Annotated in this window: 23 protein-coding genes; 5 read left to right on the top strand and 18 right to left on the bottom strand. The window is 63.9% G+C overall.

Annotated features, from left to right (window positions below; all coding sequences use genetic code 11):
- Nucleotides 1-181: 181 nt before the first annotated feature.
- The 6 genes from AB7F49_RS21840 to AB7F49_RS21815 form a co-directional block, all read right to left on the bottom strand.
- Nucleotides 182-1,516: an ABC transporter substrate-binding protein gene (locus AB7F49_RS21840; protein ID WP_428526231.1), complete on the bottom strand. Its 1,335-nt coding sequence runs from the start codon at nt 1,514-1,516 to the stop codon at nt 182-184.
- 93 nt (nt 1,517-1,609) lie between these two features.
- Complete coding sequence (locus tag AB7F49_RS21835) at nt 1,610-2,686, bottom strand: branched-chain amino acid ABC transporter permease (RefSeq protein ID WP_428526229.1); 1,077 nt, start codon at nt 2,684-2,686, stop codon at nt 1,610-1,612.
- A gap of 10 nt (nt 2,687-2,696) precedes the next feature.
- Nucleotides 2,697-3,653 carry a branched-chain amino acid ABC transporter permease gene (locus AB7F49_RS21830; RefSeq protein ID WP_428526227.1) on the bottom strand — a complete coding sequence of 319 codons (957 nt, stop codon included), beginning with the start codon at nt 3,651-3,653 and terminating at the stop codon, nt 2,697-2,699.
- 9 nt (nt 3,654-3,662) lie between these two features.
- Nucleotides 3,663-4,463 carry an ABC transporter ATP-binding protein gene (locus AB7F49_RS21825; protein WP_428526225.1) on the bottom strand — a complete coding sequence of 267 codons (801 nt, stop codon included), beginning with the start codon at nt 4,461-4,463 and terminating at the stop codon, nt 3,663-3,665.
- Complete coding sequence (locus tag AB7F49_RS21820) at nt 4,460-6,451, bottom strand: AMP-dependent synthetase/ligase (RefSeq protein WP_428526223.1); 1,992 nt, start codon at nt 6,449-6,451, stop codon at nt 4,460-4,462. Before AB7F49_RS21820 ends, AB7F49_RS21825 begins: the two co-directional genes overlap by 4 nt.
- A 120-nt stretch (nt 6,452-6,571) precedes the next feature.
- Nucleotides 6,572-10,081 (bottom strand): indolepyruvate ferredoxin oxidoreductase family protein, encoded by a 3,510-nt coding sequence (locus AB7F49_RS21815; protein WP_428526221.1) that lies wholly within the window; start codon nt 10,079-10,081, stop codon nt 6,572-6,574.
- Nucleotides 10,082-10,411: 330 nt separating this feature from the next.
- Here AB7F49_RS21815 and AB7F49_RS21810 point away from each other — a divergent pair, with 330 nt between their 5' ends.
- Together AB7F49_RS21810 and AB7F49_RS21805 are read left to right on the top strand one after the other, a co-directional pair.
- Nucleotides 10,412-11,176 carry a class II aldolase/adducin family protein gene (locus AB7F49_RS21810; RefSeq protein ID WP_428526219.1) on the top strand — a complete coding sequence of 255 codons (765 nt, stop codon included), beginning with the start codon at nt 10,412-10,414 and terminating at the stop codon, nt 11,174-11,176.
- 76 nt (nt 11,177-11,252) lie between these two features.
- Nucleotides 11,253-11,975 (top strand): methyltransferase, encoded by a 723-nt coding sequence (locus AB7F49_RS21805; protein WP_428526217.1) that lies wholly within the window; start codon nt 11,253-11,255, stop codon nt 11,973-11,975.
- A 50-nt stretch (nt 11,976-12,025) separates the two neighbouring features.
- Here the strand turns inward: AB7F49_RS21805 and AB7F49_RS21800 are convergent, their stop codons facing one another.
- The 10 genes from AB7F49_RS21800 to AB7F49_RS21755 form a co-directional block, all read right to left on the bottom strand.
- On the bottom strand, nt 12,026-13,255 hold the full coding sequence (locus AB7F49_RS21800) for an MFS transporter (RefSeq protein WP_428526215.1): 1,230 nt from the start codon (nt 13,253-13,255) through the stop codon (nt 12,026-12,028).
- Between the two features lie 154 nt (nt 13,256-13,409).
- Nucleotides 13,410-14,183 carry an SDR family NAD(P)-dependent oxidoreductase gene (locus AB7F49_RS21795; protein WP_428526213.1) on the bottom strand — a complete coding sequence of 258 codons (774 nt, stop codon included), beginning with the start codon at nt 14,181-14,183 and terminating at the stop codon, nt 13,410-13,412.
- Nucleotides 14,180-15,574 (bottom strand): TRAP transporter large permease, encoded by a 1,395-nt coding sequence (locus AB7F49_RS21790; protein WP_428526211.1) that lies wholly within the window; start codon nt 15,572-15,574, stop codon nt 14,180-14,182. Before AB7F49_RS21790 ends, AB7F49_RS21795 begins: the two co-directional genes overlap by 4 nt.
- Nucleotides 15,575-15,578: 4 nt before the next feature.
- Nucleotides 15,579-16,097 carry a TRAP transporter small permease subunit gene (locus AB7F49_RS21785; RefSeq protein ID WP_428526209.1) on the bottom strand — a complete coding sequence of 173 codons (519 nt, stop codon included), beginning with the start codon at nt 16,095-16,097 and terminating at the stop codon, nt 15,579-15,581.
- A 32-nt stretch (nt 16,098-16,129) separates the two neighbouring features.
- Nucleotides 16,130-17,272 (bottom strand): nickel/cobalt transporter, encoded by a 1,143-nt coding sequence (locus AB7F49_RS21780; protein ID WP_428526207.1) that lies wholly within the window; start codon nt 17,270-17,272, stop codon nt 16,130-16,132.
- Nucleotides 17,266-17,916, bottom strand: a complete 651-nt coding sequence (locus AB7F49_RS21775) for a DUF1007 family protein (protein WP_428526205.1) — start codon at nt 17,914-17,916, stop codon at nt 17,266-17,268. Before AB7F49_RS21775 ends, AB7F49_RS21780 begins: the two co-directional genes overlap by 7 nt.
- 143 nt (nt 17,917-18,059) lie before the next feature.
- Entirely contained in the window at nt 18,060-19,655 is a 1,596-nt protein-coding gene (locus AB7F49_RS21770; RefSeq protein WP_428526203.1) for a gamma-glutamyltransferase family protein, read from the bottom strand.
- 24 nt (nt 19,656-19,679) lie between these two features.
- A complete protein-coding gene (locus AB7F49_RS21765) occupies nt 19,680-20,051 on the bottom strand; it encodes a HepT-like ribonuclease domain-containing protein (protein ID WP_428526202.1) in 372 nt (123 codons plus the stop codon).
- On the bottom strand, nt 20,011-20,256 hold the full coding sequence (locus AB7F49_RS21760) for a nucleotidyltransferase family protein (protein WP_428526200.1): 246 nt from the start codon (nt 20,254-20,256) through the stop codon (nt 20,011-20,013). The genes AB7F49_RS21765 and AB7F49_RS21760 overlap by 41 nt, the downstream gene beginning before the upstream one ends.
- Before the next feature lie 80 nt (nt 20,257-20,336).
- Nucleotides 20,337-22,433 carry a M3 family metallopeptidase gene (locus AB7F49_RS21755; RefSeq protein ID WP_428526198.1) on the bottom strand — a complete coding sequence of 699 codons (2,097 nt, stop codon included), beginning with the start codon at nt 22,431-22,433 and terminating at the stop codon, nt 20,337-20,339.
- A 138-nt stretch (nt 22,434-22,571) separates the two neighbouring features.
- On the opposite strand from AB7F49_RS21755, the gene AB7F49_RS21750 reads away from it, so the two are divergent.
- Complete coding sequence (locus tag AB7F49_RS21750) at nt 22,572-22,835, top strand: hypothetical protein (protein ID WP_428526196.1); 264 nt, start codon at nt 22,572-22,574, stop codon at nt 22,833-22,835.
- 22 nt (nt 22,836-22,857) lie between these two features.
- On the opposite strand, the gene AB7F49_RS21745 is transcribed toward AB7F49_RS21750, so the two are convergent.
- Both AB7F49_RS21745 and AB7F49_RS21740 read right to left on the bottom strand, forming a co-directional pair.
- Complete coding sequence (locus tag AB7F49_RS21745; RefSeq protein ID WP_428526194.1) at nt 22,858-23,121, bottom strand: hypothetical protein; 264 nt, start codon at nt 23,119-23,121, stop codon at nt 22,858-22,860.
- Nucleotides 23,118-23,870, bottom strand: a complete 753-nt coding sequence (locus AB7F49_RS21740) for a DUF899 domain-containing protein (RefSeq protein WP_428526192.1) — start codon at nt 23,868-23,870, stop codon at nt 23,118-23,120. Before AB7F49_RS21740 ends, AB7F49_RS21745 begins: the two co-directional genes overlap by 4 nt.
- 127 nt (nt 23,871-23,997) lie before the next feature.
- On the opposite strand from AB7F49_RS21740, the gene AB7F49_RS21735 reads away from it, so the two are divergent.
- Together AB7F49_RS21735 and AB7F49_RS21730 are read left to right on the top strand one after the other, a co-directional pair.
- On the top strand, nt 23,998-25,218 hold the full coding sequence (locus tag AB7F49_RS21735; RefSeq protein ID WP_428526190.1) for a helix-turn-helix domain-containing protein: 1,221 nt from the start codon (nt 23,998-24,000) through the stop codon (nt 25,216-25,218).
- A gap of 43 nt (nt 25,219-25,261) precedes the next feature.
- Nucleotides 25,262-25,900 (top strand): DUF5074 domain-containing protein, encoded by a 639-nt coding sequence (locus AB7F49_RS21730; RefSeq protein ID WP_428526188.1) that lies wholly within the window; start codon nt 25,262-25,264, stop codon nt 25,898-25,900.
- Nucleotides 25,901-26,311 lie beyond the last annotated feature (411 nt).

The following is a 26,311-nucleotide window of genomic DNA, read 5'->3' as shown; positions in this document are numbered from 1 at the left end:
CTGAAACTTCTCTTAACCCTCCCCCTTGGGGGGTGGGTGGGCGAGCGACGCGCGCGGGGGTGGCGATGATAGCGACGAGTGAAACTTCTACCCCCACCCCGACTGCTTGCGCTTCCGCGCAAGCTGTCGACCCTCCCCACAAGGGGGAGGGTGAAAGTGAGGAGAGCGGCGAGAGGGAAGTTCACGACGCCTTGTCGCAAGGCTCCGTGCGCTTCGGCCAGGGCTGGTTCTTGCTGACATAGTCCTTGGCCGCGGCTTCCAGCAGCGGGCGCACCCGCTCCTTCATGGGTACGATCCAGTCCGAGACCTTCACCCACTTGGTGCCGTCCCATTGCTGCATGTAGGCGGCATGATGGCCGTTATGATCGGTGCAGGACACGTTCTCGACCGGAGCGCCGAAATCCGGCAGGCCGAGTTCCTTCCAGCGCGCCGCCGAGATCTTCATGGTCTCGAAGCCGCGCCGCACATCCTCGCCGGTCACCGCCTTCTTGCCGGTGATCTTTTGCGCATTGCGGATCGCTTCGGCGATCAGCACCGAATTGTAGACACCGCGATTGTAGAGATTTTCGCCGAACTTGTCGGCGACCACCTGGCTCTTGCCCTTGTCGACCACGTGCTTCTTGATGTCCTGCAATGCGGGATATTGCGTACCGAGGCCGTTGAAATTCAGGGTCAGATAGCCCTTGGCGGCCTCGCCGCCGCCGCGCGCGTCGTCCTCGCCGCCCGACCACCAGACGCCGACGAACTTATCCATCGGGTAGTTGATGCGGGTCGCTTCACGCACCGCGGTCGGGTTCATCGCGCCCCAGCCCCACATGATCATCCAGTCCGGCTTGTCGCGCCGCACGTTCAGCCATTGCGCCGACTGGTTCTGCATCTCGGTCGCCGGCACCGGATAGAGCTTCACGTTGAAACCGTAATCCTTGGCGAACTGCTCGAGCAGCGGGATCGGCTCGCGGCCATAGCCGCCGTCGAAGAAAAGGTAGCCGATGGTCTTGCCCTTCAGCTTGTCGAGGCCGCCTTCCTTGCCGCCGATATAGCGGAAGATCATCGACAGCCCGTCCCAGTAGGTCGCGGGCGGGTTGAATATCCAGGGGAACTGGTCGCCGACCGCCGAAGCCGACAGGCCATAGGCCATCGACAGCACCGGGATCTTGTCGACCGCGGCCTTCGGGATGAGCTGCAGCGTGATGCCGGTGGAATACGGGTTCACCACGACGGGCTTCTTGGACTTCACCTGCTCGTAGCATTCGACACCCTTCTTGGTGTCGTAGCCGGTCTCGCATTCCTCGACGGTAAGCTTGACGCCGCCGATGCCGCCGTCGCGCTCGTTCAGCATTTCCAGGTAATCCTTCATGCCGTTGGCAATCGGGATGCCGGAGCCCGCGAACGGGCCGGTGCGGTAGGTGAGCAGCGGCACATAAATCGAGTCCTGCGCGACTGCCGGAGCTGGAATAGCTGCGCCGCCGAGAACGCCTGCGACGGCCGCTCCCAGGGCAATATGTTTGAGACCCATTGCGTTTCTCCCTTTGTCTCGCCGGCGCTCAAGCCGGTCGTCTTGTTTCCCCGAAGCAGATACCGCCCGCGGGTTTGACCCGAGTTTGCCCTTTCAGTACGGGAAAGGCCACACCCGAAGTTTCTGCTTTCCGATCTGCCAGAGCCGCGCAAGGCCGTGCGGCTCGACAATCAGAAAAAAGATGATGAGAGCGCCCACCACCATGAACTGCAGGTGTTCCACGGTCGCGGCGTGAACGCTGATCCCGAAAAACTCCGGCGCCGCCCGCAGCACGATCGGCAGGCCCCAGATGAAGGCGGCGCCGAAGAAGGACCCGACCAGACTGCCGAGCCCGCCGATGATCACCATGAACAGGATGATGAAAGACTGGTTGATGTTGAACGAATCCGCCTCGGCGGCGCCCAGCCACAGAAATACCATCAGCGCGCCGGCCACGCCGCAATAGAAGGAGGACACCGCAAAGGCGAGAAGCTTGGTGCGATAGAGCCGGATGCCGATCAGTTCCGCCGCGATGTCCATGTCGCGCACCGCCATCCAGCTTCGCCCGATGCGGCCGCGCACGATGTTGGAGGCGATCCAGGTCATCACGACGACGACCGTCAGCACCACGAGATATCGCGCGACCGGCGTGGCGTTCGGCCCCGTGATCGGAATATCGAACATGGTGCGGGTCGGCACCTCGATCGCGTTCGAGATATTGTAATTCACAAGCCAGGGCACGCGCACGAAACACCATGACAGAAAGAACTGCGCCGCAAGCGTCGCGACCGCGAGATAGAAACCCTTGATGCGCAGCGACGGCAGTCCGAAGACCACGCCGACCGCCGCGGCAACGAAGCCCGACAGCAGGATCAGCAGCACGATGTTGGCGTCGGGAAACAGGGTGGTAAGTTTGTAGGTCGCATAGGCGCCGACGCCCATGAATCCCGCGGTGCCGAGCGAGATCAGCCCGGTATAGCCGGTCAGCAGATTGAGCCCGATCGAGGCGAGCGCGAAAATGAGGATCGGGATCATCACCGCCGACAGCGTGAAGCTCGACATGGTCAGCGGGATCACGACGAAGGCAACGATCAGGATCAGCACCATGCCGATCCGGTCCTGCCGGATCGGAAACAGCGCCATGTCGGCGGCGTAGTTGGTCTTGTACTGTCCGGTCTCGCGGTAGAACATCAGCGCGCCCTCATATCCGCTCGATGATCCGCTCGCCGAACAGCCCCTGCGGACGGAACAGCAGAAAGACCAGCGCGATCATGTAGGCAAGCCAGCTCTCGATTCCGGAGCCGAGCAACGGACCCCAGTAGAATTCGCCGAGCTTCTCGCCGACGCCGATGATGACACCGCCGACGATCGCGCCAGGAATCGAGGTGAAGCCGCCGAGGATCAGCACCGGCAGCGCCTTCAGCGCCAGAATCTGCAGCGCGAACGACACGTCGGAGCGGGCGCCCCACATGATGCCGGTCGCGAGCGCGACGATGCCGGCGGCGAACCAGACGATCACCCAGATCTGCTCGAGCGAAATGCCAACCGAAAGCGCGGCCTTGTGGCTGTCGGCCACCGCGCGCAGCGCGCGTCCGATGCGCGTTTTCTGGAAGAAGACAGCCAGCGTCGCCACCATGATCGAGGCGATGATCGCCGCGGCGATGTCGAGCTTCTGGAACGAGACGAACCCGCCGAACACCTTCCATTCGATAGCGCCCTTCGGCAGGAACAGTTCGTCGGTGATCATCACCTTTGGTTCGCCGCCGAAGATTATCTCGCCGAGTCCGATCAGGAAATAGGTCAGCCCGAAGGTCGCCATAAACAGAATGATGTCGGGCTGGTTTACCAGCGGGCGCAGCATCAGCCGCTCGACTCCGATGGCAAGCACCAGCATCACCACGATGGTGAGCGCGAGCGCGAGAAAGGCGGGCACGCCTTTGGCGTGCAGGCCGACCAGCGTCAGCGCGGCGAACACCACCATGATGCCCTGTGCGAAATTGAATACGCCGGAGGCCTTGAAGATCAGCACGAAGCCAAGCGCGATCAGCGAATACAGCACGCCCGAGACCAGCCCTTCCCACAGCGTCTGGAGGAGCAGGTCCGGCGCGCCGCCCATCTGCACGAACGGATCGATGAATATCTTGTACAGGAGGTCCATCGATCGCCCTCAATGCGCCACGCCGAGATAGGCGTCGATCACCGCCTTGTTGGCTTTGACCTCGTCGGGCGTGCCGTCGGCGATCTTGACGCCGTAATCCAGCACGATCACGCGGTCGGACAGATCCATCACAACGCCCATGTCGTGCTCGATCAGCGCAATCGTGGTGCCGAAATACTGGCTCACGTCGAGCACGAAACGCGACATGTCCTCCTTCTCTTCCAGGTTCATGCCGGCCATCGGCTCGTCGAGCAGCAGCAAATCCGGCTCCATCGCCAGCGCGCGCCCAAGCTCGACGCGCTTCTGCAGCCCATAGGGCAGCCGGCCGACCGGCACCTTGCGGATATGCTCGATATGCAGGAAGTCGATGATCTCCTCCACGCGCTTTCTGTGCTCGACCTCTTCCGCAAGCGCGGGACCGAAGCGGATGATCTGCCAGAACAGTCCGCGATGCATCTTCAGGGTGCGGCCGGCCATGATGTTGTCGAGAGCGGTCATGCCGCGAAACAGCGCGACATTCTGGAAGGTGCGCGCAATCCCGCCGCTGGCCGCGTCGTAGGGGCGCATTTTCGCGCGGGTCTGACCCTTGAACGTGATCCGGCCTTCCTGCGGCGTGTAGAAACCGTTGATCACATTCAGCATCGAAGTCTTGCCGGCGCCGTTCGGGCCGATGATCGCGCGAATCTCGCCCTTCCTGATGTCGAACGACACATCGCGGATCGCCTTGACGCCGCCAAAGGACAGCGAGACGCCATCCACTGCCAGCAGCACCTCACCGGCGGCAATGTCGATCCGGGATGGTGCCCTCACGCCGCTCTCTCCGTACGCGCGGGCACCAGCTCCGTCTTCATGTCCACGATCTTCACCCGCGCCCGCACCATGCCCTTGCGGCCGTCCTCGAATGTCACCTCGGTCGCAATGTCGGCTTCCTTCGATCCGTCATAAAGTGCGTCGATCAGTGGCGCATAGCGTTCGGCAACGAAGCCGCGCCGGACCTTCTGCGTGCGGGTGATCTCGCCGTCATCGGCGTCGAGTTCCTTGTGCAGGATCAGGAAGCGCCTGATCTGTGCACCCGCCATGACATCTTCGCTTGCAAGCGAACGATTCACTTCGGCCACATGCTGTTCGATCTGCTCGTAGACTCTCGGATTGCCGGCAAGTTCCTGATACGAGCCGTAGACCACATTGTTGCGCTCGGCCCAGTTCCCGACTGCCGTCATGTCGATGTTGATGAAGCAGGTGACGAAATCGCGGCCATCGCCATACGCAACCACCTCGCGGATATTCGGATAGAATTTCAGCTTGTTCTCGATGTATTTCGGCGCGAAAAGCGCACCGCTGGAGAGCTTGCCGACATCCTTGGCGCGATCGATGATCTTCAGGTGTCCGGACTGATCGAAGAAGCCGGCGTCTCCGGTCTTCACATAGCCGTCCTCCGTCAGGGCTTCCGCGGTCTTCTCGCTTTCCTTGAAATACCCAAGGAACATGCCGGGCGACTTGAACAATACCTCGCCTGAATCCGAGATGCGGATGTCGACATTGGGGGCCGCCGGCCCGACCGTGTCCGCACGGATGTCGCGGTCAGCCTGGCAGGTCACGTACAGGAACGCTTCGGTCTGCCCATAAAGCTGTTTCAGGTTGAGCCCGAGCGAACGATAGAACGAGAACAGGTCCGGCCCGATCGCCTCACCCGCCGTATAAGCAACGCGCACCCGCGAAAAGCCGAGCACGTTTTTCAGCGGACCATACACGAAAAATTCGCCGAGCCCGTAGAGCAGTCGCCCTCCGGCCGGTACTGGCTGTCCGTTCAACAACTTCTCGCCGTATCGCCGCGCCACGCCGATGAAATAATGGAACATGCGGCGCTTCAGATAGCCGGCATCCTCCATACGGATCATCACCCGCGTCAACAGATTCTCGAACACCCGCGGCGGGGCGAAATAGAAGGTCGGTCCGATCTCGCGCAGGTCCTGCTGGGCGGTGTCGGGCGATTCCGGGCAGGCGGTGCAGAAGCCCGCCACCAGCGCCTGCGCATAATTCAGGTAATGGTCGCCGACCCAGGCCAGCGGCAGATAGGCCAGGACGACATCCTGATCGGTGAGCTTGTCGAAGGTCACCGTATCCTGCGCTGCCGCGATGCAGCGCCCGGCGGACAACACGACCCCTTTGGAACGGCCGGTAGTACCGGAAGTGTAGAGGATGATCGACGGGTCGGCCGCGCTGCCGGCCGCAATCTCACGATCGATACGCGCCGCGGCATCCGGATCGCCCGCGATGATCGCCTCGCTTTCCGCGATCATGACGCCGAGACCATGCAGACGGCTATGATCGTAATCGCGCAGGCCGCGCGTCTCGTCATAGGCAATATGGCGCAGCTTGGGCAGTTGCTCCTGTACGGACAGGATTTTGTCGACCTGCTCCTGATCCTGGACCACGGCGACGGCGACATCGGCGTGATCGAGTACATAGGCCATCTCGGTTGCCACCGCGTCGGCATAGACCGGGACCGGGATCGCGCCAAGCGCCTGTGCCGCAAGAATGGATTCGTAGAGGCGGGGCCGGTTGTTGCCGGCAATCGCGACGGTATCACCGCGCTTTACACCGAGTTTCGAAAGCCCGAGCGCCAGCGCACGAACCTCGCGGGCGAGATCCGACCAGTTCCAGGTCTGCCAGATGCCCATATCCTTATGCCGCAATGCGGGACGATCACCCCGCACCTGCGCATGATGAAGCAACAGCTTCGGAAAGGTATCCGCAGCAGCGTCTCGCGCCGTCTCTTGCGCCGTCGCCAAAGCCATCCCTCCCGGATCGCGCCTGCCCGCGCGACGGCCCGCCGTTTGCCGGCTTGTACCGTCTTCATGATAAGAAATCAGGGCGTTGGGCCGGTCAAGCCCACCGATCGGCGGATGAACGGTTGACTATTCCGCGGCTTTCAGCATCGACGCGCCGCCCGACCGGAACTGCTCAAGCAGCGCGGCCTCGTCGGCTTTTGCGGCCGTCAGATGACGCGCCTTCACATGCCCGAAGCCGCGGATCTTTTCCGGGAGGACCGCAATCCCGACCGCCAGCGGATGATTGTCCGTGGTGAGATTGTCGCTCACTTCCGACAGCACCGCCTCATAATCGGCGATCAGCTTGCGCTCGTTGCGCCGCTCGGCGGTGTAACCGAACGGATCGAACGCCGTGCCGCGCAGGCCCTTGAAACGGCGCAGCAGTCCGAACGCCTTCATCATCCACGGCCCGAAGCTCATCTTGCGCGGCTCGCCGGTCACCTTGTCCACGCGCGCCAGCAAGGGCGGCGCCAGATGGAATTCAAAGCGCAGATTGCCGGGCTCGAAAGTCGACGCAACCTGCTTGACAAAATTGCCGTCGGTATAAAGCCGCGCAACTTCGTACTCGTCCTTGTAGGCCATCAGCTTGAACAGGTTGCGCGCCACCGCATCGGCAAGACCGGTACGGCCCGGCACACGCTTCTCCTCCGCCATGCGCACCTTCGCAACCGCATCCGCGTAGCGCCGCGCATAGGCTGCATTCTGGTACTCGGTCAGAAATGCTACGCGCCGCGCGATCACCTCGTCCAGCGATTGCGAAAGCCTGCGGTTGTCGTCGTCCGCAGTCGCGTCCGGGATCAGGCCTTCCACCTCCGCGGCATCGAGCGCGGCGCGGCGGCCCCAGCGGAAGGCAGCCTGATTCATCGCAACCGCCTCGCCATTCATCGCGATCGCCGTCTCGATCGATTCGGCCGAAAGCGGCAACGCCGCCATCTGGTACGCATAGCCAACCATGAACATGTTGGCCGCGATCGAATTGCCCATCAGTGCGGTCGCGAGCCGTGTCGCATCGACAAAGGAGACCTGGTCGCGGCCGGCAGCCGAGATGATCGCACGCTTCAACCGCTCCATCGGGAGCGAGAAATCGGCATTTCGGGTGAAATCGCCGGGCAGGAATTCGGCAAGATTGACGATCATGCGGGTCGCACCATGCCTGACCGCGGCCAGCACCTTCTTGTTGCCCGCCACCACGACGTCGCCGCCGAGCACGAGATCGGCGCCACCCGCGGCGATGCGGATCGCGTGAATGTCTTCCGGCTTGTTGGAGATACGGATGTGACTGTAGACCGCCCCGCCCTTCTGCGCAAGCCCGGCCATGTCGATGATGCCGACACCCTTGCCTTCGAGATGCGCCGCCATGCCGAGCACGCCGCCGATGGTGACAACACCAGTGCCGCCGATACCGGTGACGATGATGCCGTAGGGCTCGCCAATTTTCGGGAGAACGGGGGACGGCAGATCTTCCTTCTTCGCATCCTCCTGCACGGTGGAAGTCGATGCGTTGAGTGTCGGATCCAGCGGCAGCGCCTTCTTCGGCTTGCCGCCATGCACGGTGACGAAGGACGGGCAGAAGCCCTTCACGCACGAATAATCCTTGTTGCAGCTTGACTGGTCGATGGTGCGCTTGCGGCCCCATTCGGTCATCAGCGGCTGCACCGAGACACAATTGCTTTTCACGCCGCAATCGCCGCAGCCCTCGCAGACGAGCTCGTTGATGATCACCCGCTTGTCGGGGTCCGGAAACATGCCGCGCTTGCGGCGCCTGCGTTTTTCAGCGGCGCAGGTCTGGTCGTAGATCAGCACCGACGTGCCCGGCACGGCCGCGAATTCGCGCTGCACCTCGTCGAGATCGTCCCGGTGATGGAACGTGATGCCCCGCGGCCAGTCGATGCCGCTCGGATATTTGCGCGGATCGTCGCTGACGATGGCGATGCGCCTGACGCCTTCGGCGGCAACCTGGCGCGCGATCTGAGGCACGGTCAGCGAGCCCTCGTGCGCCTGGCCACCGGTCATCGCGACCGCGTCATTGTAGAGAATCTTGTAGGTGATGTTCACACCCGAGGCGATCGCGGCGCGGATCGCCAGATAACCGGAATGATTGTAGGTGCCGTCGCCGAGATTCTGGAACACATGGCTGCGGCTGGAGAACGGCGCCTCGCCGACCCAGTTCGCACCCTCGCCGCCCATATGCGTGTAGCCGAGCGTATTGCGGTCCATGAACTGCGCCATGTAGTGGCAGCCGATGCCGGCATAGGCCCGCATGCCTTCAGGCACGACGGTCGACGTGTTGTGCGGGCAGCCCGAGCAGAAATACGGCGTTCGCGCCGCGACCTCCTGCAACTCGGACAGCGCATGCTGCGCCTGCTTCAGTTGCGACACCTTCGTCGCGATCCCGTCGTCATGGCCGCGTGCCAGGAGGCGGTCCCCGATGGTGATCGCGACCTCGTTCGGATCGAGCGCGCCCTTGATTGGGAACAGCCAGTTGCCGCGCTCATCCTTCTTGCCGATGCAGAGCGGCTGGTTGGCGGTGCCGTACAGCTCTTCGCGCACCTGCACTTCGACCAGCGAGCGCTTTTCCTCGACCACAATGATCAGATCGAGGCCCCTGGCGAAGTCGATCAATTCGTCGCGGGGAATCGGCCACGGACAGCCGATCTTGAAGATGCGCAGGCCCAGCTGATTGCAGCGGACTTCGTCGATGCCAAGCTCGTCCAGCGCCTGGCGCACATCGAGATAGGCCTTTCCGGTGGTGATGACGCCGATCTTCGCGTTCGGGCCGCCGGATGTAATCATCCGGTTGAGCCTGTTGGCGCGGATGAAGGCCAGCATGGCGTCACGCTTGTAGTCGTAGAGCCGCGCTTCCTGCCCGAGCACCGTGTCGCGAAGCCGGATATTCAGCCCGCCCTCCGGCATCACAAAGTCCTGCGGGATCGCAATCCTCACACGGTCGAGCGAACCATCCACCACCGCAGTCGATTCGACGGTCTCATGCATGCATTTCAGGGCCGCCCAGGTGCCGCAGAAGCGCGACATGGCGAGGCCGTAAAGTCCGTAATCGATGATCTCCTGCACACCGGCCGGATTCAAGATCGGGATCATCACGTCGACGAAGTGATACTCGGACTGGTGGGCCGTGGTGGACGATTCAGCGGTATGATCGTCTCCCATCAGAGCCAGCACGCCGCCATGCTTCGAGGAGCCGGCGAAATTCGCATGCCGGAACACATCGCCGGTGCGGTCGACGCCCGGACCCTTGCCGTACCAGATGCCGAACACGCCATCGAACCTGCCTTCACCCCGCAGTTCGGCCTGCTGGGTTCCCCAGAGCGCCGTTGCGGCAAGGTCCTCGTTCAGCCCGGGCTGGATGATGATGTCGTTCGGAGTCAGGAATTTGCGCGCGCGAATGAACTGGTTGTCGAGACCCCCGAGCGGGGAACCGCGATAGCCGGTGACGTAGCCCGCGGTGTTCAGACCTGCAGACCGGTCCCGCTCCTTCTGCATCAGACAGAGCCGCACCAGCGCCTGGTAACCGGTGACGAAGACGTCCCGCTTCGTCAGGTCGTATTTATCGTCGAGACTGACCTGCCGCAGACTCATGCGCGCGATCCTTTGGCCTCATGTGCGCACCGGGACAGTCGATCGCTAGCCCGGGCGGCTCGTTAAACTTGAGCAACATGGCAAATAGGTCAGCAATGCTGACCTTTTAAGGGCACCCCCGTCATTTGTCGAGGGTTCAGAGGTGCCGCTGCCGAGGCGGATTCGGGCAGGGACATTTTGTGCGACGCGGGCGTGATGTGCAAGCCCGCCGCCTCGGTCCCTCAGCGTATCTCCCATGCAGGGCGCCCGGTAGCGAGAGACCGGTCGCGATTGCACACGACAAAGCCGGTTCTTGTGGTCAATATTGCGGTCTTCCGGGAGGAGAAGGCCATGGCCATGCTTCATGCCGTGCAACGGCCGCGCGACATCGGCGAAGCGGAATGGAACACGCGCGTCGCGCTCGCGGCCTGCTATCGCCTGGTACACTTGTCGGGCTGGACCGACCTCGTCTTCACACATATTTCAGCGCGCGTGCCGGGCACCGACCATTTTCTGCTGAACGCTTTCGGCTACGCCTTCGACGAAGTGATGGCCTCGAACCTCGTGCGGATCGATCTCGACGGCAATGTCGTCGACGGCAGCAGCGCGCGCATCCACAAGGCCGGTTTCGTCATCCATTCCGCCGTGCATGGAGCGCGCCATGACGCCGGCTGTGTCATCCATACTCATTCGACGGCCGGGATGGCGATCTCGATGCTGAAAGACGGCCTCCTGCCGCTGTCGCAACACGCGCAATTCTTTTACGGCCGCATCGGCTATCACGATTATGAAGGGCTTGCGCTCGAGCTCGATGAGCGCGTGCGGCTGGTGCGCGATCTTGGATCGCATCCTGCGATGATCCTGCGCAATCATGGTCTGCTGGTCGCAGGCCGCGACGTGCCGGAAGCGTTCAGCATCCTGCATCACCTCGAACGGGCCTGTCAGGCGCAACTCGCCGCCATGGCGACAGGCGCGCCCTTGAATTTCCCGCCCGAGGACGTGAGTCGAAAAACCGCTGCGCAGGGATTCGGCAGCGAAGGTGCTCCCTTTGGGGAAGTGGAATGGCCGGCGATGCTGCGTCGCCTCGACCGCCTGGACGACAGTTACAAGCACTGATCGCAGCGCCGCATCTGCGCGTTGACAGAAAAAATCCGCCGCGCAATGGTCCAGCCCCTTTGCGAGGCGTCGCCACGTGGCCAATCCCTGGAAGACCTTCAAGCGGCAATATTACAAGCCGTTCAAGCGCCGGTTCGCACCGTGGCGGACGGTGCGCTATGGCGACATTCACGTGCAATACAAGAAGCACCTCGACGGCGGCGGCACCTATTTCGGACAGGACTTCATCCCGCTTCTGAAAAGCTGGGGCATGCCGAGGCAGGAGCGGGCATTCGAATGGTGCGCCGGACCGGGTTTCATCGGATTGTCGATGATGGCCCACGGCCTGTGCGAGACGTTGTGCCTGGCCGACATCAATCCCGAGGCGGTGGAGGCCTGTCGCCGCACCGTCGCCGCCAACAGGCTGGAACCACGCGTGTCGGTTTACGAATCCGACAACCTGAAGGATATCCCGGCAAGCGAGACATGGGACCTGGTAGTGTCGAACCCGCCGCATTTCGACGATGGCTATTACGAAGCTGAATTGCGTGCGCACGATCCCGGCTGGCGGCTGCATCGCGAATTCCTGAAGGACGTCGGCCGGTTTCTGAAACCCGACGGCGTGATCGTGCTGCAGGAGAACAACAACGGTTCCACCGCGGCGACCTTCCGGAACATGATCGACGAGGCGGGGCTGAAGACGGTGTTTGTGAACAACGAAATTCCGCAACTCACTCCGGATCACCGGTTCTTCTATCTCGGCATCATGCACAAGGACGCTTCGGTGCCTGACTGGGCGAAGCGCGCCGCAGCCGGGTAGCCGTCCCCCCGCGTTTTCGACCTCGTCGCACCACGAAGGACGGAGCGTGCCTACGCGGTCGCGACCCGCGCACCCGGCCGTCCCGCGCGCAGCAGCCAGAAAGCAACCGACAGGTTGAGCAAATTCCAGGCAAGCCCGTTCAGGAAGGCTGCGCGATACGAACCGGTCAGATCGAAAATCCAGCCGGACATCCAGCCGCCCAGCGCCATGCCGAATACGTTCGCCATGACCACCATGCCGACGCGGGAGCCGGCTTCCTGCGGAGGGAAATATTCGCGGATGATAACGGCATAGCTCGGCACGATGCCGCCCTGAAAAAGTCCGAACAGGATCGAGATCACAAAGAGCGAGGTCAGGCCATCGAATAGAAGATAGAGGAACAGCGCCGCCGCCTGCATGACCGAGCCGATCAGCAAGGTCACCACACCGCCGAAGCGATCGGCGATGAAGCCGGAGCCGACGCGACTGACGATGCCAAAGGCGAGCATCAGCGACAGCATCTCGGCGCCCCGCGCAACACCATATCCAAGGTCGCCGCAATAGGCGACGATATGCACCTGCGGCATCGCCATCGCAACACAACACGCGAGGCCCGCGATGCACAACAGCAACAGCAGCGTGTTCTGCGACACTCCAATATCCGGCGCGACAAACCCACGCGCTTGCGCGCCGCCATCGGCGTGGCCATCCAGGCGGCGGCGGAACATCAGGGAGAGCGGCAGCATTGCGACGACGCAGAATATTCCGATGCCCAAATGGGCCATGCGCCAGCCATCGGCCGCAATGAAATGCTGCGCGAGCGGGGGCCACACCGCGCCGGCGACATAATTGCCCGACGCCGCAATCGCGATCGCAATTCCGCGCCGCTTCTCGAACCAGTGCGACAGGTCGGCGATCAGCGGGCCGAAAAAGGCGGCGCTGCCGAAGCCGATGAGAACATGCGCGGCGGACAGAACCCACAAGGTCGGCGCCAGACCCGCGCTGACATAACCGATTCCAAGCGACGCGATGCAGAGCAGGATCGGAGCAAGAATGCCGAACCGGTCGGCCAGCCGGCCGAGCAGCAGATTGCCCACCGCGAACCCGACCATCGCCAGCGTGTAGGGCAGGCTGGCATCGGCGCGCGTCGCACCGAATTCGGCCTGCACGGACGGCAGCGCGACGACATAGGACCACATCCCGACGCTGCCGATCGTGCCGAGCAGAAGCGCGACACCGAGCCGCAGCCAGGCATAGGAGGAATCGACGAGGCTGGGGCGGCTTCCGGCTAGGCCGTCCATTGAGCATTCCGTTGTGGTGCGGCACAGTGATCCGCACGCCCCCTCACATCAAGTCAATTGAATGCAACGGACGCATTCCGATCCCTGATGGGTCGGACCGCAATCCGGCAAAGTGTGAAGCGGTTTGCCGTCAGATTGCGCGACAATGGAAAGCCTAGCCGACCTCGATGACCTGCCCGCCATCGACGATGAGGGTCGCGCCGGTGATGTAGCCGCCCGCTTTCGACGCGAGCAGAAGGAGCACCCCGTCGAGATCGCCCTCGCTGCCGAAGCGCCCCATCGGGATCGCGCGCTTCATCTCCTGACCCTTCTCGCTTTCGAGAAAAGTCCGGTTGATCTCGGTGACGAACCAGCCGGGTGCGATCGCGTTAACCCGCACGCCCTTGAAGGCGAGTTCCAGCGACAGCGCCCTGGTCAATTGTACCACCCCGGCTTTCGCTACGGCATAGGCCGCGACGCCTTTCGAGACACCGAATGCAAGCACCGAAGCAGTGTTGACAATCGATCCCTTGGCGCCAGCGGCAAGCATGCGGCGCGCGCCTTCCTGCGACCAGAAGAAAACCGAATCGAGGTCCAGCGACAGAATGCGCCGCCACTCCTCCTCACTCATGTCGAGCGCACGCACGCCTTGCGCGGCGCCGGCATTGTTGACGAGAACCGTGACCGTTCCGAACGCGGCTTCGGTTCGATCGAAGGTCCGCAGCATCGCCGCGCGGTCGAGAACGTCGGCTTCGACCGCAATGGCGGTCCCGCCAGCCGCCACGATCCTCTCGCGCAGGCTATCGAGCCGCTCCCTGCGGCGCGCGACGAGTGCCACTCTGGCGCCGTTCGCCGCCAGCACTTCGGCAAAGCGGGCGCCGAGCCCGGACGATGCACCGGTTACCAGCGCCACATCGCCCGTGAGATCGAAGATCGTTCCGGCTTTCATGACCCACCATAGAGCGCGCGCGGCAGCGCTGTCGCCAGTTGCGGCACGAACCACAGCACGATCAGCGCCGCAAGCTGGATCGCGACAAACGGGACGATGCCGACATATATATGCCGCGTGGTGATTTCGGCCGGCGCCACGCCGCGCAGGAAGAACAATGTCGGACCGAGCGGCGGATGAATATACGAGGTCTGCAGGTTCATCGCCATCAGGATGCCAAGCCACACCGGATCGACGCCCGGCATCGCAAGCAGGACAGGCCCGACGATCGGCACGATCACGAAGATGATCTCGAAGGCATCCATCACGAAGCCGAGGAGAAACATCGCGACCATCACCGCGAGAATCGCGCCGGCCGTGCCGCCGGGCAAATCGCTGAGCGCGCGATGCACCAGGTCGTCGCCGCCGAAGCCGCGGAACACCAGGCCGAACATGGTGGCGCCGATCAGGATGACGAAAATCATGCTGGTCATCTGCGCGGTCTTAATCACGGTCTCGATCAGCGCCTTTCCGAAAGAGCCGGTTTCGCGCAAAGCCGCCAGCAGCACGGCGCCGACCGCACCGACCGACGCGGCTTCGGTGGGCGTCGCGATGCCGCCCAATATCGAGCCAAGCACAGCAAGGATGAGGACAAGCGGTGCAAACAGCGCTGCAGCGAGCCGGGGGGCCAAGGCAGCGCCACGCGGTGCTTCCGGATCGGGCAATATCGCAGGCGCGGATTGCGGCGCGACGATCGCGACCGCCATCACGTAGAGCATGTAGAGCGCGACCAGCATCAGTCCCGGCACAAGCGCCCCCGCGAACAGGTCGCTCACCGTCACGGACGCGGGCGCGAAAACGCCCTTCGACAATTGGGCGGATTGATAGGCGTTGTTGAGCGCGTCACCCAGCACCACCAGCACGGTCGAGGGCGGGATGATCTGTGCCAGCGTCGCCGATGCGGCAACGATACCGGATGCAAGCCGCGGGTCATAGCCGTGCCGCAGCATCACCGGCAGCACGATCAGACCCATGGCTGCCGCGGTGGCGCCGACGATGCCGGTCGAGGCAGCCAGCAACGCACCGACGAGCACGACCGCCAGTCCCAGTCCGCCGCGCAGCGCGCCGAACAAACGTCCCATGCTTTCGAGAAGCTCCTCGGCGATCCGGGAGCGCTCGAGCATGATGCCCATGAAGATGAAGAGCGGGATCGCCAGCAGCACTTCGCTGGTCATCACCCCGAAGATTCTTTGGGGGAGCGCGCCCAGGAAACCGAAGCTGAAGATATCGAAGACGCTGCCGATAAGGGCAAAGACAAGAGACAACCCGCCGAGCGTGAAGGCAACCGGATACCCTGCGAACAGCGCGACGCAGATCGCGACAACCAGAAGAATCGAGAGCAGTTCCGCCATCGTGTCAGGCCGGGGCCTGGCGGAACAGGACGGACCACGCACGGATCGCCTGCGCCGCACCTTGCAGGATCAGCATCGCGGCGAAGACCGGAATCAGTGTCTTCAGAGCGAACACCAGGGGCAGCCCGCTCGCCTCGCGCGAGCCTTCGAAAATCGCCCAGGAGCGCGCCACATAGGGCAGCGAGAAATACAGGATCGCCGCCGCGAACGGGATCAGCAGAAACAGCGCTCCGCACAGGTCGACGATCGCCTTCCTGCGCGGCGTCGCCTGCGCGTAGAAGATATCGACACGCACATGCCCTTCATTCTTCAGCGTCCAGGCCGCGACCAGAAGGAACATCGCGGCGTGGCTGTAGCCGATCGATTCCTGCAGCCAGATCGAACCGATCCCGAACAGATAACGCAGCACCACCACCGCGAACTGGATCGCGACCACGGCAAGGCACAGCCACGCCGCCGCGCGGCCGATCTTCTTATTCAGCCAGTCGATCCCGTCGGCGAGTGCGAGCATGATGTCCGCCATCTTTTCCGCGGACTATAGAGGCGCCTCGCGCCTCAGGCGAACATCCGTTCGCTGGCGATATAGCCGGTCAGGAGGGCTATTCCGAAGACGAAGACGAGAAGTGCTGCGGCTACTTCGAGACCGCGCAGGACCAGCATGCCCGGCCCCGGCCGCGCGGAGGCAAATCTCTGGGCGAGCCCGCGCGCGCCGACCGCCAGCGTCGCAATCGCGGCCACGGTGATCGCGGTACCGAGGCCCATGATGAAGGTTGAGGCGACCCCGGCCCAGAACAGCCCCTGCGCCAGCGCGAAGACGAGAACCAAGATTGCACCGGAACAGGGTCGCAGCCCCACCGCGACGATGGCGGACAGCCCGCGCCTCCAGCCGCCGGGACCGGCCAGTTCCTGCGGCTCCGGTGCATGCGCATGGCCCCAGGCCGACGCGTGGTCGTGGTGATCGTGGTTGTGGTGATGGCCGCTGCAGGCGGCGGTGTGTTTGTGACTGTGATCGTGGTCGTGATGGTGATCGTGACCCTTCGCGTGAGCCGCGTGAGAGTGAGCGGCATGTGCGTGATGCGCATGCGCGTGGCCCTGATCCCCGGCGCGCGTAGCTTCGGACCCCGCGCGATATTTCTGCCATGCGCCGATCAGCGCCCGTCCCTTGACCCAAAGGAGCCGCGCGCCGAGCACGGCAATCAGACCGTAGCTGACAACCTCGATCCACCAGATGGTGCCGTCCATGGTACGGCGTGTGGCGCCGAGCAGTACCGCGGCGATGCCCACGATCGCGACCGCCACCAGCGCCTGCAGTATCGCAGATGCGAAGGACAGCACGACGCCGCGCCACCAGGTCTCGCCGTTCGCGACAACATAGGAGGAGATCACCGCCTTGCCGTGGCCGGGGCCGGCAGCATGGAACACGCCATAGGCGAAGGACAAGGCAAACAGCCCCCAGACTGCGCTGCCATCCTTCTTGGCCGCGCGGATCGCGCCCGACAGACCGCGATAGAATTCGGACTGCTTGGCCAGGAGCCAGCCGACGATGCCGTCCGGTGGCGGCGGCGCGGTGCGTGGCGCGCCAAACGGATTTGCCTGCGCGAAAGCCGGGTCGCTGATGAGCGCCACAGCCAATGCGGCAGCGGCCACCGCGCCGATCAACAGAACGATATGTCCCGCCGGCCGCTGGCCTGTCAGCATTTCACGGCGATCTTGTTGGCGAATTGCGCCCCGAACGGGTTGTTCGGATCGGGCCGGGAGAAGATCGATTCGCTCAAGGTTTTCGACTGGCTTTCGTCGCCAAGTTTCAAGGTCGAAAGCTTGCACGACGCCGGAGCACCTTTCAGCGTGATCGGCTCCTTCTCAGCAAATTCGAAAGCAACGAAATAGAGCGGATCGTAAATCTCGAGATCCACATCCTTGGTCGCCGCCGGTTTCTTCAAAGGCAGCGTGAAGTGCAAGGTAAGCAGATCGTCCTTCTGTTCCAGGAAATAGTCGACCGGGGGCTCGAACTCGGCCTTCTCGCCGTTCATTTTCCCCTGCGTGAAGAAGTCGAATTCCTTCAGCGAGGTGACATTCACCTCGGCGAGCGGCTGCAATTCCTCACGGGAGAACTTGCCCGTCTCCTTCGATTCCAGGCCCTGCGTGGCGTATGACGAAAACATGTCGTCGAAGGTCCAGTGATGCCGGATGCCGGTCATCCGGCCGTCGGCGTCATAGACGATCTCGCTCTTCATGGTGACATAGACGTGAGGATGCGCGCGGGCGGCGGATGCGGAAAAGGCCAGCGCCAAGAGGCCGGCCGAGAGGCCAAGCGCGAATGGGCGGAAAATGCGGGAAATCATGGGGTTTCCGGGGACCGAAGCGATTTTGCAGCACAATATCACGGAACGCGGCGGTTTGGAGGCGGGGGATATAGCGTTGCGGTGATGATCTTTTCTTCCCCACGGCTTTGCGGAGCAACAAAAACGGCAGTGCTTTTGCCGGCCTAGACCCCGAACGCCCCCGGATCGGCGCGGGGGTCATGTGCCGCTTCCATCGTGCCGTCCGGATGCAGGATCACCGCCCCGGCATGGCCCATGGTGTCGGAAAATGCCTCATCCAGAACCGCGACATCGTGCCCGGCCGACATCAGCCGGTCGATCAGGCCACCGTCGAAGCGGGATTCCATCCGCAGGTTGGTATGGGTCGAGCCCCACGTCCGCCCGAGCAGCCAGCGCGGCGCCTCGATCGCCTCGGGCAGCGGCTGCCGGAACAGCACATGGCGCGAGAACACCATGGCCTGCGTCTGCGGCTGGCCGTCTCCTCCCATGGTGCCGTAAACCATCACGCGTCCATCCTTCAGCACGGCAAGCGCCGGGTTGAGCGTGTGGAACGGCAGCCGGCCGGGTTCGAGCGGATTGGCCGCGCCCTTGTCGAGGGAAAAGCTCGCGCCTCGGTTCTGCATCAGCACGCCGGTCGCGGGCAGCACGCAGCCGGAGCCGAATTCCCAGTAGATCGACTGGATATACGAGACGACGAGGCCGGAGGAATCGGCCGCGCCCATCCAGACCGTATCGCCCTCGCCATAGGGCGCCGGCCAGCGTGCCGCCTTCCTGCGATCGATTCGCTGCACCTCGGCATCGAGGAAAGCCGCCGACAGATAGCGGTCGAGGGGCTCCACGATGCGGTTCGGATCGGTGACCACGCGATCGCGCACCCGGAAGGCGCGCTTGGTCGATTCGACGAGGCCATGCACGAAGTCGAAGCCCTCGGCCTCCGTCACGCGCAGCCGCTCGAACAGCGCGAGGATCATGAGAGACGCAAGCCCCTGCGTCGGTGGCGGCGCGTTGTAGAGCGTGCAGGCATCGAGCCGCACCGACAACGGCTCGGCGACATAGGCGCGGTATTTTTCCAGATCGGCCCGCGTGACCGGCGAGCCGATTCGCTCGAGGTCGGCGGCAATCTCGCGTCCGACATCGCCACGATAGAAATCGTCGAGGCCGGCATTGGCGAGTTGATCGAGCGTCGCGGCAAATGCGGTCTGCTTCATCACCGCGTCTTCCACCGGCACCTTGCCTTCCTCAAGAAAGATCTGCGCGAAGCCGATCGCCTCGCCCATCTCGGGCAGCTTGTCCCGCGTCAGCGCATGCTGGCTGCGGCTGACCACATAGCCGTCGCGGGCCTGCCTGATTGCGGATTCGAGCAGGATACGCAGCGGAATTTTTCCGCCGAGCGATTTCGCCACGTCCAGCGCGGCGGCCCAGCCGCCGACCGCCCCGGGGACGGTCAGCGCGGCCAGCGGGCCGCGCGCGGGAATCGCGTCATACCCACGCTCGCGATAGAGCGCAATATTGGCCTTCGCGCCGGCCGGCCCGGGCGCCATGATCGCGCGTACCCGCCCGGTCGGCTCGCGCACCAGCCAGAAGCCGTCGCCGCCGATATGGGTCATGTGCGGATAGACCGCCGCGATCGACGCGCCCATGGCCACCATCGCTTCCAGCGCATTGCCGCCGTCGGCCAGGATCAGCCGGCCGGTCTCGGCCGCGGCGAAATGCGGCGCGGCGGCGACGCCGCGGCGATGCCCGGAGGTGTGCGAGGTCATTCGTCCGCCTTCCGCGGTAAGGGACTAAGGCGCGTCAATCTCACGCTCAATGACGGCCCGCAAGGGTGGCAGGTCCCGCTGGACCGTATCCCACACGTAACGCGCGGCGACAGCCTCATAGTCGCGCCGATAAACATTGCCTGCCCCGGCCATCTGCTTCCATGGGACCGCTGCATGCCTCGCCTTAAGATCATCAGGCAAACGCCGCGAGGCTTCGGAAATGATTTCCGGGCATCGGGTCACCGCATAGACGGTGCGAATATCGGCGAGGAAATCCGCACGCTGCAGCCCAACCGCAAAGCGCTGAGCCAATTCGATCTGGTGCAAAATATAGGGGAGAGCCGTGTCTGCGGCTTTAGAACGCATAGATCGCGTCGGCGACAGCGGGCCGGACACGCGGCTTGAGCGAGTCCCGGCTCACGACATCCACGCCCCCCTCAAACAGACCGGCAATACGGTCCTTCAGGTCGACATACTGATACACGCCGATCGCGGCCGCCGGATCGACCTCGATCATCACGTCGAGGTCGCTGTCGGGCCGCGCATCACCCCGCGCGACCGACCCGAATAACGCGGCATGGAGTACGCCCCGTGCCCGCAAATCTGGCTCCGCGCGTCGCAAAATCTCAAGGGCCTGCTGCCTGTTCATTTGGGCAATATAGCAGGCTCTTGAATCAGGGCCTACGCCTCTCCTGCCGGCACCGCGTCCACCAGGCCGCGCCTGGCCAAGAGCGCGTCCACGCTCGGCAGCTTGCCACGGAAAGCGATATAGGCATCGTCCGAGCGGCGGCGGCCGCCTGCGGAATAGATGTTGTCGCGCAGCTTTCCCGCGGTCGCCCCGTCAAAAATGTCGCCTGCCTCCTCGAAGGCGCGAAACGCATCGGCATCCAGCACCTCCGACCACATGTAGCTGTAATAGGCCGCCGAATAACTCGATCCAGAAAACACATGCTGGAAATGCGGCGAGCGATGCCGCATCACGATTTCTTCCGGCATCCCGAGCCTGTCGAGCGTTTCGCGCTCGAATTTCGGCACATCCAGCGCGTCAGCCGATTCCAGCGAATGGAATTCCAGGTCGACCAGCGCCGACGACACGTATTCCACGGTGGCGCAGGCCTGGTTGAAGGTGCGCGCCTCAAGCACCTTCTTGAGCAGGTCCTCCGGGATCGGCTCGCCGGTGCGGTAATGCACGGCGAATTTCCGCAGCACTTCCGGCCGCTCGAACCAGTGCTCATAGAGCTGCGAGGGCAACTCGACGAAATCGGTATCGACATTGGTCCCGGAAATCATCGGATAGGTCACATCCGACAGAATGCCATGCAGCGCGTGGCCGAATTCATGGAACAGCGTGCGGGCATCGTCATAGCTCAGCAGGGCCGGATTGCCGTCGGCGCCCTTGTTGAAATTCATGACATTGACGATCAGCGGGCGGACATCGCCGCTGAACTTCTCCTGATCGCGGAGCGAGGTCATCCACGCGCCGCTGTGCTTCGACGGCCGCGCGAAATAGTCGCCGAAGAACAGGGCGACATGTTTGCCTGCGGGATCCGTGACATCCCAGACGCGGACGTCGGGGTGCCAGGTCGGCACGCCTTTCAATTCCCTGAAGCGCAGCCCGAACAGGCGGGTCGCTGTGTCGAAGGACGCGGCGATGATGTTGTCGAGCTGCAGATATTGCTTGATCGAGGCCTCATCGACGTCGTGCAGCTTCTTGCGCAGCTTCTCGGCGTAATAGCGCCAGTCCCAGGGCGCGATCCTGAAATTGCCGCCCTCGGACTGCGCCAGCGCCTGCAAGGCATCGCGGTCGGCCAGCGCGCGCTTGAGCGCCCGCGGCCAGACCTCTCCCAGCAGATTGCGCACGGCATGCGGGGTTTTCGCCATCGCATCGTCGAGGCGATAGTCGGCGTAGGTCTGGTATCCGAGCAGCCTGGCGCGCTCGGCGCGCAGCGCCACCATCTCGGCGATGATCGCGTTGTTGTCCGTTGGCCCGCCAGTGTCGCCGCGCGCCATCCAGGCGCGGAACGCCTTCTCGCGCAGATCGCGACGTGAGGAATATTGCAGGAATGGTTCAACGCTCGATCGCGACAGCGTGATGACGTGGCGGCCCGTGAGCCCCCGTGTCTCGGCGGCCTCGCGTGCGGCGGCGCGCACGTAATCGGGCAGGCCCGCAAGATCGGGCTCGCCGGCCAATTCGATATAGGTGTCGCGTTCGTCGGCCAGCACATGCTGGCTGAAATCCGTACCGAGCGAGGCGAGCCGCTGGCCGATCGCGGCCAGGCGCTCTTTCGCCGCGCGGTCAAGATGCGCGCCGGCGCGGCGAAAATCGGTGTGGTAGCGCTCCAGCACCCGCGCCTGCTCGTCGGTGAGGTCATCCGCGGCTTTGTGCATGACCTGATCGACGCGGTGGAACAGATCCTGGTTCAGGCGGATTGCGTTGTGATGGGCGGAGAGTCGGGGCGACATCTCGCGCTCGACAGCCTGGATGGCATCGTCGGTGTGAGCGCCGGCCAGCACATAGAACACATCGGAGACACGCGAGAGCGCGCGGCCGGCATCTTCCAGCGCTGTGATGGTGTTCTCGAAGGTCGGCGGCGAGGGATTCCCGGCGATCGCGGCGATTTCAGCGTTATGCTGCGCCATGGCCTCCTCGAAGGCCGGAACGAAATGCGAAGCCTCGATCTCGCCGAATCTTGGAACCTCGAATTCGCCGATCCAGGGAGCAAGCAGCGGATTTTCGATGGCAACGGCGGGGCGGGCGGGCGAGTTTGAAGCAGTCATGCTCTGAAATATCTCGGCTTCTTGGGGAATCCGGCGGAAATCCAGCCTTCCAGATGGGGGCTTGGCGCCCCCAATTCCAGCCTTGATCGGCCGCCCGGTTTCGACGACATTGCGCCGCCATTCGAACCGGACCGAAGCATGAACGCCGAACCGACAGCAACCAAGCCCCGTGGCGGAAGCCGCGTCGTGTGGGTGAACGTAATGACCGTCATGAGCGCGGCGATCCTGATCGGCGCCGAGGTATTCGGCGCGGCTTTTGCCGGGAGCTGGGCCATCGTCAACCTGTTCGGTTTCGACGAGACGGTCAGACGCATCCTTGACGTCGCCTTCCTCGCGCTGGGCGCCTACATCATGTTCAAGTTCGTGCGTTTCGCCCAGAAGGTCGAGCCTTTCAGCCGCTGACCGGCTGAACGGTTCACGATTTTCAACGCGACATCAGCCTGAGCCAGGGCCCCGCGTGAAAGGCGCCCATCAACGCGTACATCGTAACCATCCCGGTCAGTGGCGATGCGTCACGCGCCGCGGAATAGAGTATATCCGCAGGCCCTCCGGACACCGCCGTCAACAGCGCCATGATCGCGAAAGTCGGTGCCGCTGCGAGGTGCAGCCAGCCGGCTGCATCCCGTGCGGCACGCGCGCCATTGCCGCTGCTGCCGCCGATCGCGTTCACCGCAGAGGCGTCGGTCATGGCTCTTGATCCGCCGCGGCATGTTTTCGAAAAGCAGCCTCCCCTGCGTCAGACACCTCGATCCATTTCGGATCCGGCGACGCGCCGGGGACGTAAGCGTCGTGCCAATTCCACCACTTGTAAGGCCGGGTCTGCGGATAGCCTTCCGGCGAATCCTCCCACGCTTCCTGACGCCCGAGCGCCGTCATGTCGAGAAAGCTCCAGACCGTTCCCAGCGCCTCGTCGCCACGGCTGTTGATAAAATAGGTGCGGAACACGCGATCGCCGTCGCGGATGAAGGCGTTGTGGCCGTGCCATTGATCCACCCCGAAGTCGGCGTCGAACGAGTCCGTGATGGTGTACCAGGGGATCATCCATCCCATCCGCGCCTTCAGACGCGCGATGTCGGGCTGCGGCGCACGCGAGACATAGGCGAGCGTCGTATCGCGCGCATTCAGATGGGAGAGATGGCCGACCTGATCGGCGACCAGAGAACAGCCGATGCAGCCATGGTCCGGCCAGCCATGCACGCCCGGCTCGAAGAAGGCGCGATAGACGATCAGTTGACGGCGCCCTTCGAACAGTTCGAGCAGGCTCACCTTGCCAGCCGGTCCGTCGAACCCGTAGCCTTTTTCCACGGCCGTCCACGGCATCCGTCGCCGTTCCGCGGCCAGCGCATCACGCGCACGGGTGGCGGCCTTCTCCTTGACCAACATTTGGGTGTGCGCGGCATCCCAGTCCTGCCGCGATACAATGGGGGGCGTCTTCATTTGATACGTTCCTTTCCGGTTCCCGGCTGACCTGCCAGCCGGATTGCAGCGCGTGCGACAGACTTAGGGTCCGCCAACGGACGGAGAGAGTGACAAGTGTGACGGGATTTCGAACGGTCGGAACCGGATGGACTCACTGATTACAGCCGCCGGACGCGCATTGGCAGCCGGCGATCCGCTCGGTGCCTTGCAGCGCGTGGCCCTCCGCGACGATGCGCCGGCGCTCGCACTGCGGGGCATCGCGATGGCGCAACTCGGCGAGTTCGTCAAAGCCAAGACATTACTGCGGCGGGCGGGGCGCGCGTTCAGTCCCCGGGAGGCCGTTGCGCGGGCGAGATGCGTCGTTGCGGAGGCCGAAGTGGCGCTGGCGTCGCGCGACCTCGGCTGGCCCGCGCACGCGCTCGATGCGGCGCGGGCGACTCTTGAGGCCCACGGCGACCGAACCAATGCTGCACTGGCGCAGCATCTCGCCATCCGCCGCATGCTGCTCGTGGGCAGCCTCGGGGAGGCCGAGCGGGCGCTCGACAACATCGATCCCGCCTCGTTGCCGCCGGCTTTGCAAACGGTCAACCAACTGGCCATTGCGGACGTTGCGATGCGCCGGATCCGAACGAAGCCGGCGCGTGCTGCGCTCGCCGCCGCAGCTCAGGCCGCGCGGGCCGCGGCCATCCCTGCGCTGACCGCCGAGGTAGCGAGTGCAACGCGCATGCTCGACACACCCGCAGCGCGGCTTGTCGAGGGCGGACGCGAGCGGCCTCTGCTGCTTGCGGAGGTCGAGGACCTGCTGGCGTCGAAAGCGCTGGTGGTCGATGCCTGCCGTTACGTCGTCCGTGACAAGAGCACGACGATCCCGCTGGCCCGACGTCCGGTCCTTTTCGCTTTGGCCCGCGCGCTTGGCGAAGCCTGGCCCGGCGATATGTCGCGCGACGCACTTGTGGCCCGGGCGTTCCGGGCAAGGCGAGCCGACGAATCGCACCGTGCACGCCTGCGGGTCGAGATCGGGCGGCTGCGCCGCGCGTTGCGGAGCGTAGCGGATGTGAGGGCGACGCCGCGCGGCTTCACCCTGATCCCGCATGGCGCCGCCTCGGTGGCCGTGCTGGCGCGTCCGATCGAGGAGCCGCATGCCGCCGTCCTCGCCTGCCTCGCCGACGGCGAAGCCTGGTCCAGCTCGGCGCTCGCGCTGGCGCTCGGCTCGAGCCAGCGCACCGTGCAGCGCGCGCTCGATGAACTGGCGGCGTCAGACAAGGTGCAATGGATCGGACGCGCGCGCGCGCGGCGCTGGATGACGCCGCCTCTGCCCGGTTTCCCGACAATCTTGTTACTCACCGGCACGCTGCCGAGCGATTAGGTTCCGGTCATGCGAACACGGACCACGCTATTGGAGCATTGAAATGAAAATCATCGAGCGGCCGGCGGAAATTCTCCGGGAATACGGGCCTTTTCCGGACGTGCAGCAGGTCGCCGGTGTGAGTTTTGACGGCCAGCATGTCTGGTTCGCTGCCGGCGACCGCATTTGCGCACTCGATCCGGACAGCGGCAGCATCGTGCGCTCGCTCGACGTGCCGGGACATGCCGGCACGGCGTTCGACGGCCGGCATCTGTTCCAGATTGCCGAGAACCTCATCCAGAGGATCGACCCTCAGACCGGCGACGTGCTCGCGACCATTCCAGCGCCGGGCAACGGTGCCGATTCCGGGCTCGCCTGGGCGGAGGGCACGCTGTGGGTCGGTCAATATCGCGAACGCAAGATCCACCAGATCGATCCCGAGACCGGAGCGATCCTCCGCACCATCGAGTCGAATCGTTTCGTCACCGGCGTCACCTGGACTGACGGGGAATTGTGGCATGGCACATGGGAGGGCGATCAGTGTGATTTGCGTCGGGTCGATCCGGCGAGCGGCGCCGTGCAGGAGCGGCTCGAAATGCCGGCTGGTGTTGCGGTTTCGGGGCTCGAGGCGGACGGTAGCGGTCGGTTCTTCTGCGGCGGCGGCAACACCGGCAAGGTGCGAGCGGTCCGCCGGCCGAGGTGAGCGAACCCTCACAGCATCGCAAGACGATCGGCTCGCGTGCACGTCACGCTGCAAATGCGGCGCGTGGCGTCGTCGTCTGCCGCATCGACGCCGCGTTTGCGACACACGCGACGCACGCGCTCCGCTTCGCCGCGGCCTCGCGCGCGCTCTGACGTTAACGTCTCCGTAATCTCTGAAGTTTTTTGGGTCACAGCCGCACGTAATGCTTGACATGCAGCGTGAATGGATTATTTCCGCCTTTGCCCAATTTCGCACGTGCCTGTGGTCGCGTGTCGGTCGGTAGGTAGCGGGACAAGAGGCCCGCCAGCCGCCTGGGGAGACCAAGCTCTCTGCGGAGAGTCTCTCCAAGAACTCTGACCGGCAGCCGGAGGCGAAACCGGCGAACTCAGTTCTCCGCTGAGGACGCGACTT

It is taken from the genome of Pseudorhodoplanes sp. (assembly GCF_050250235.1).
Taxonomy (GTDB): Bacteria; Pseudomonadota; Alphaproteobacteria; order Rhizobiales; family Xanthobacteraceae; genus Pseudorhodoplanes.
Note: the sequence above shows the minus strand (reverse complement) of the source record. Positions and strands in the feature narration are given on the sequence as shown.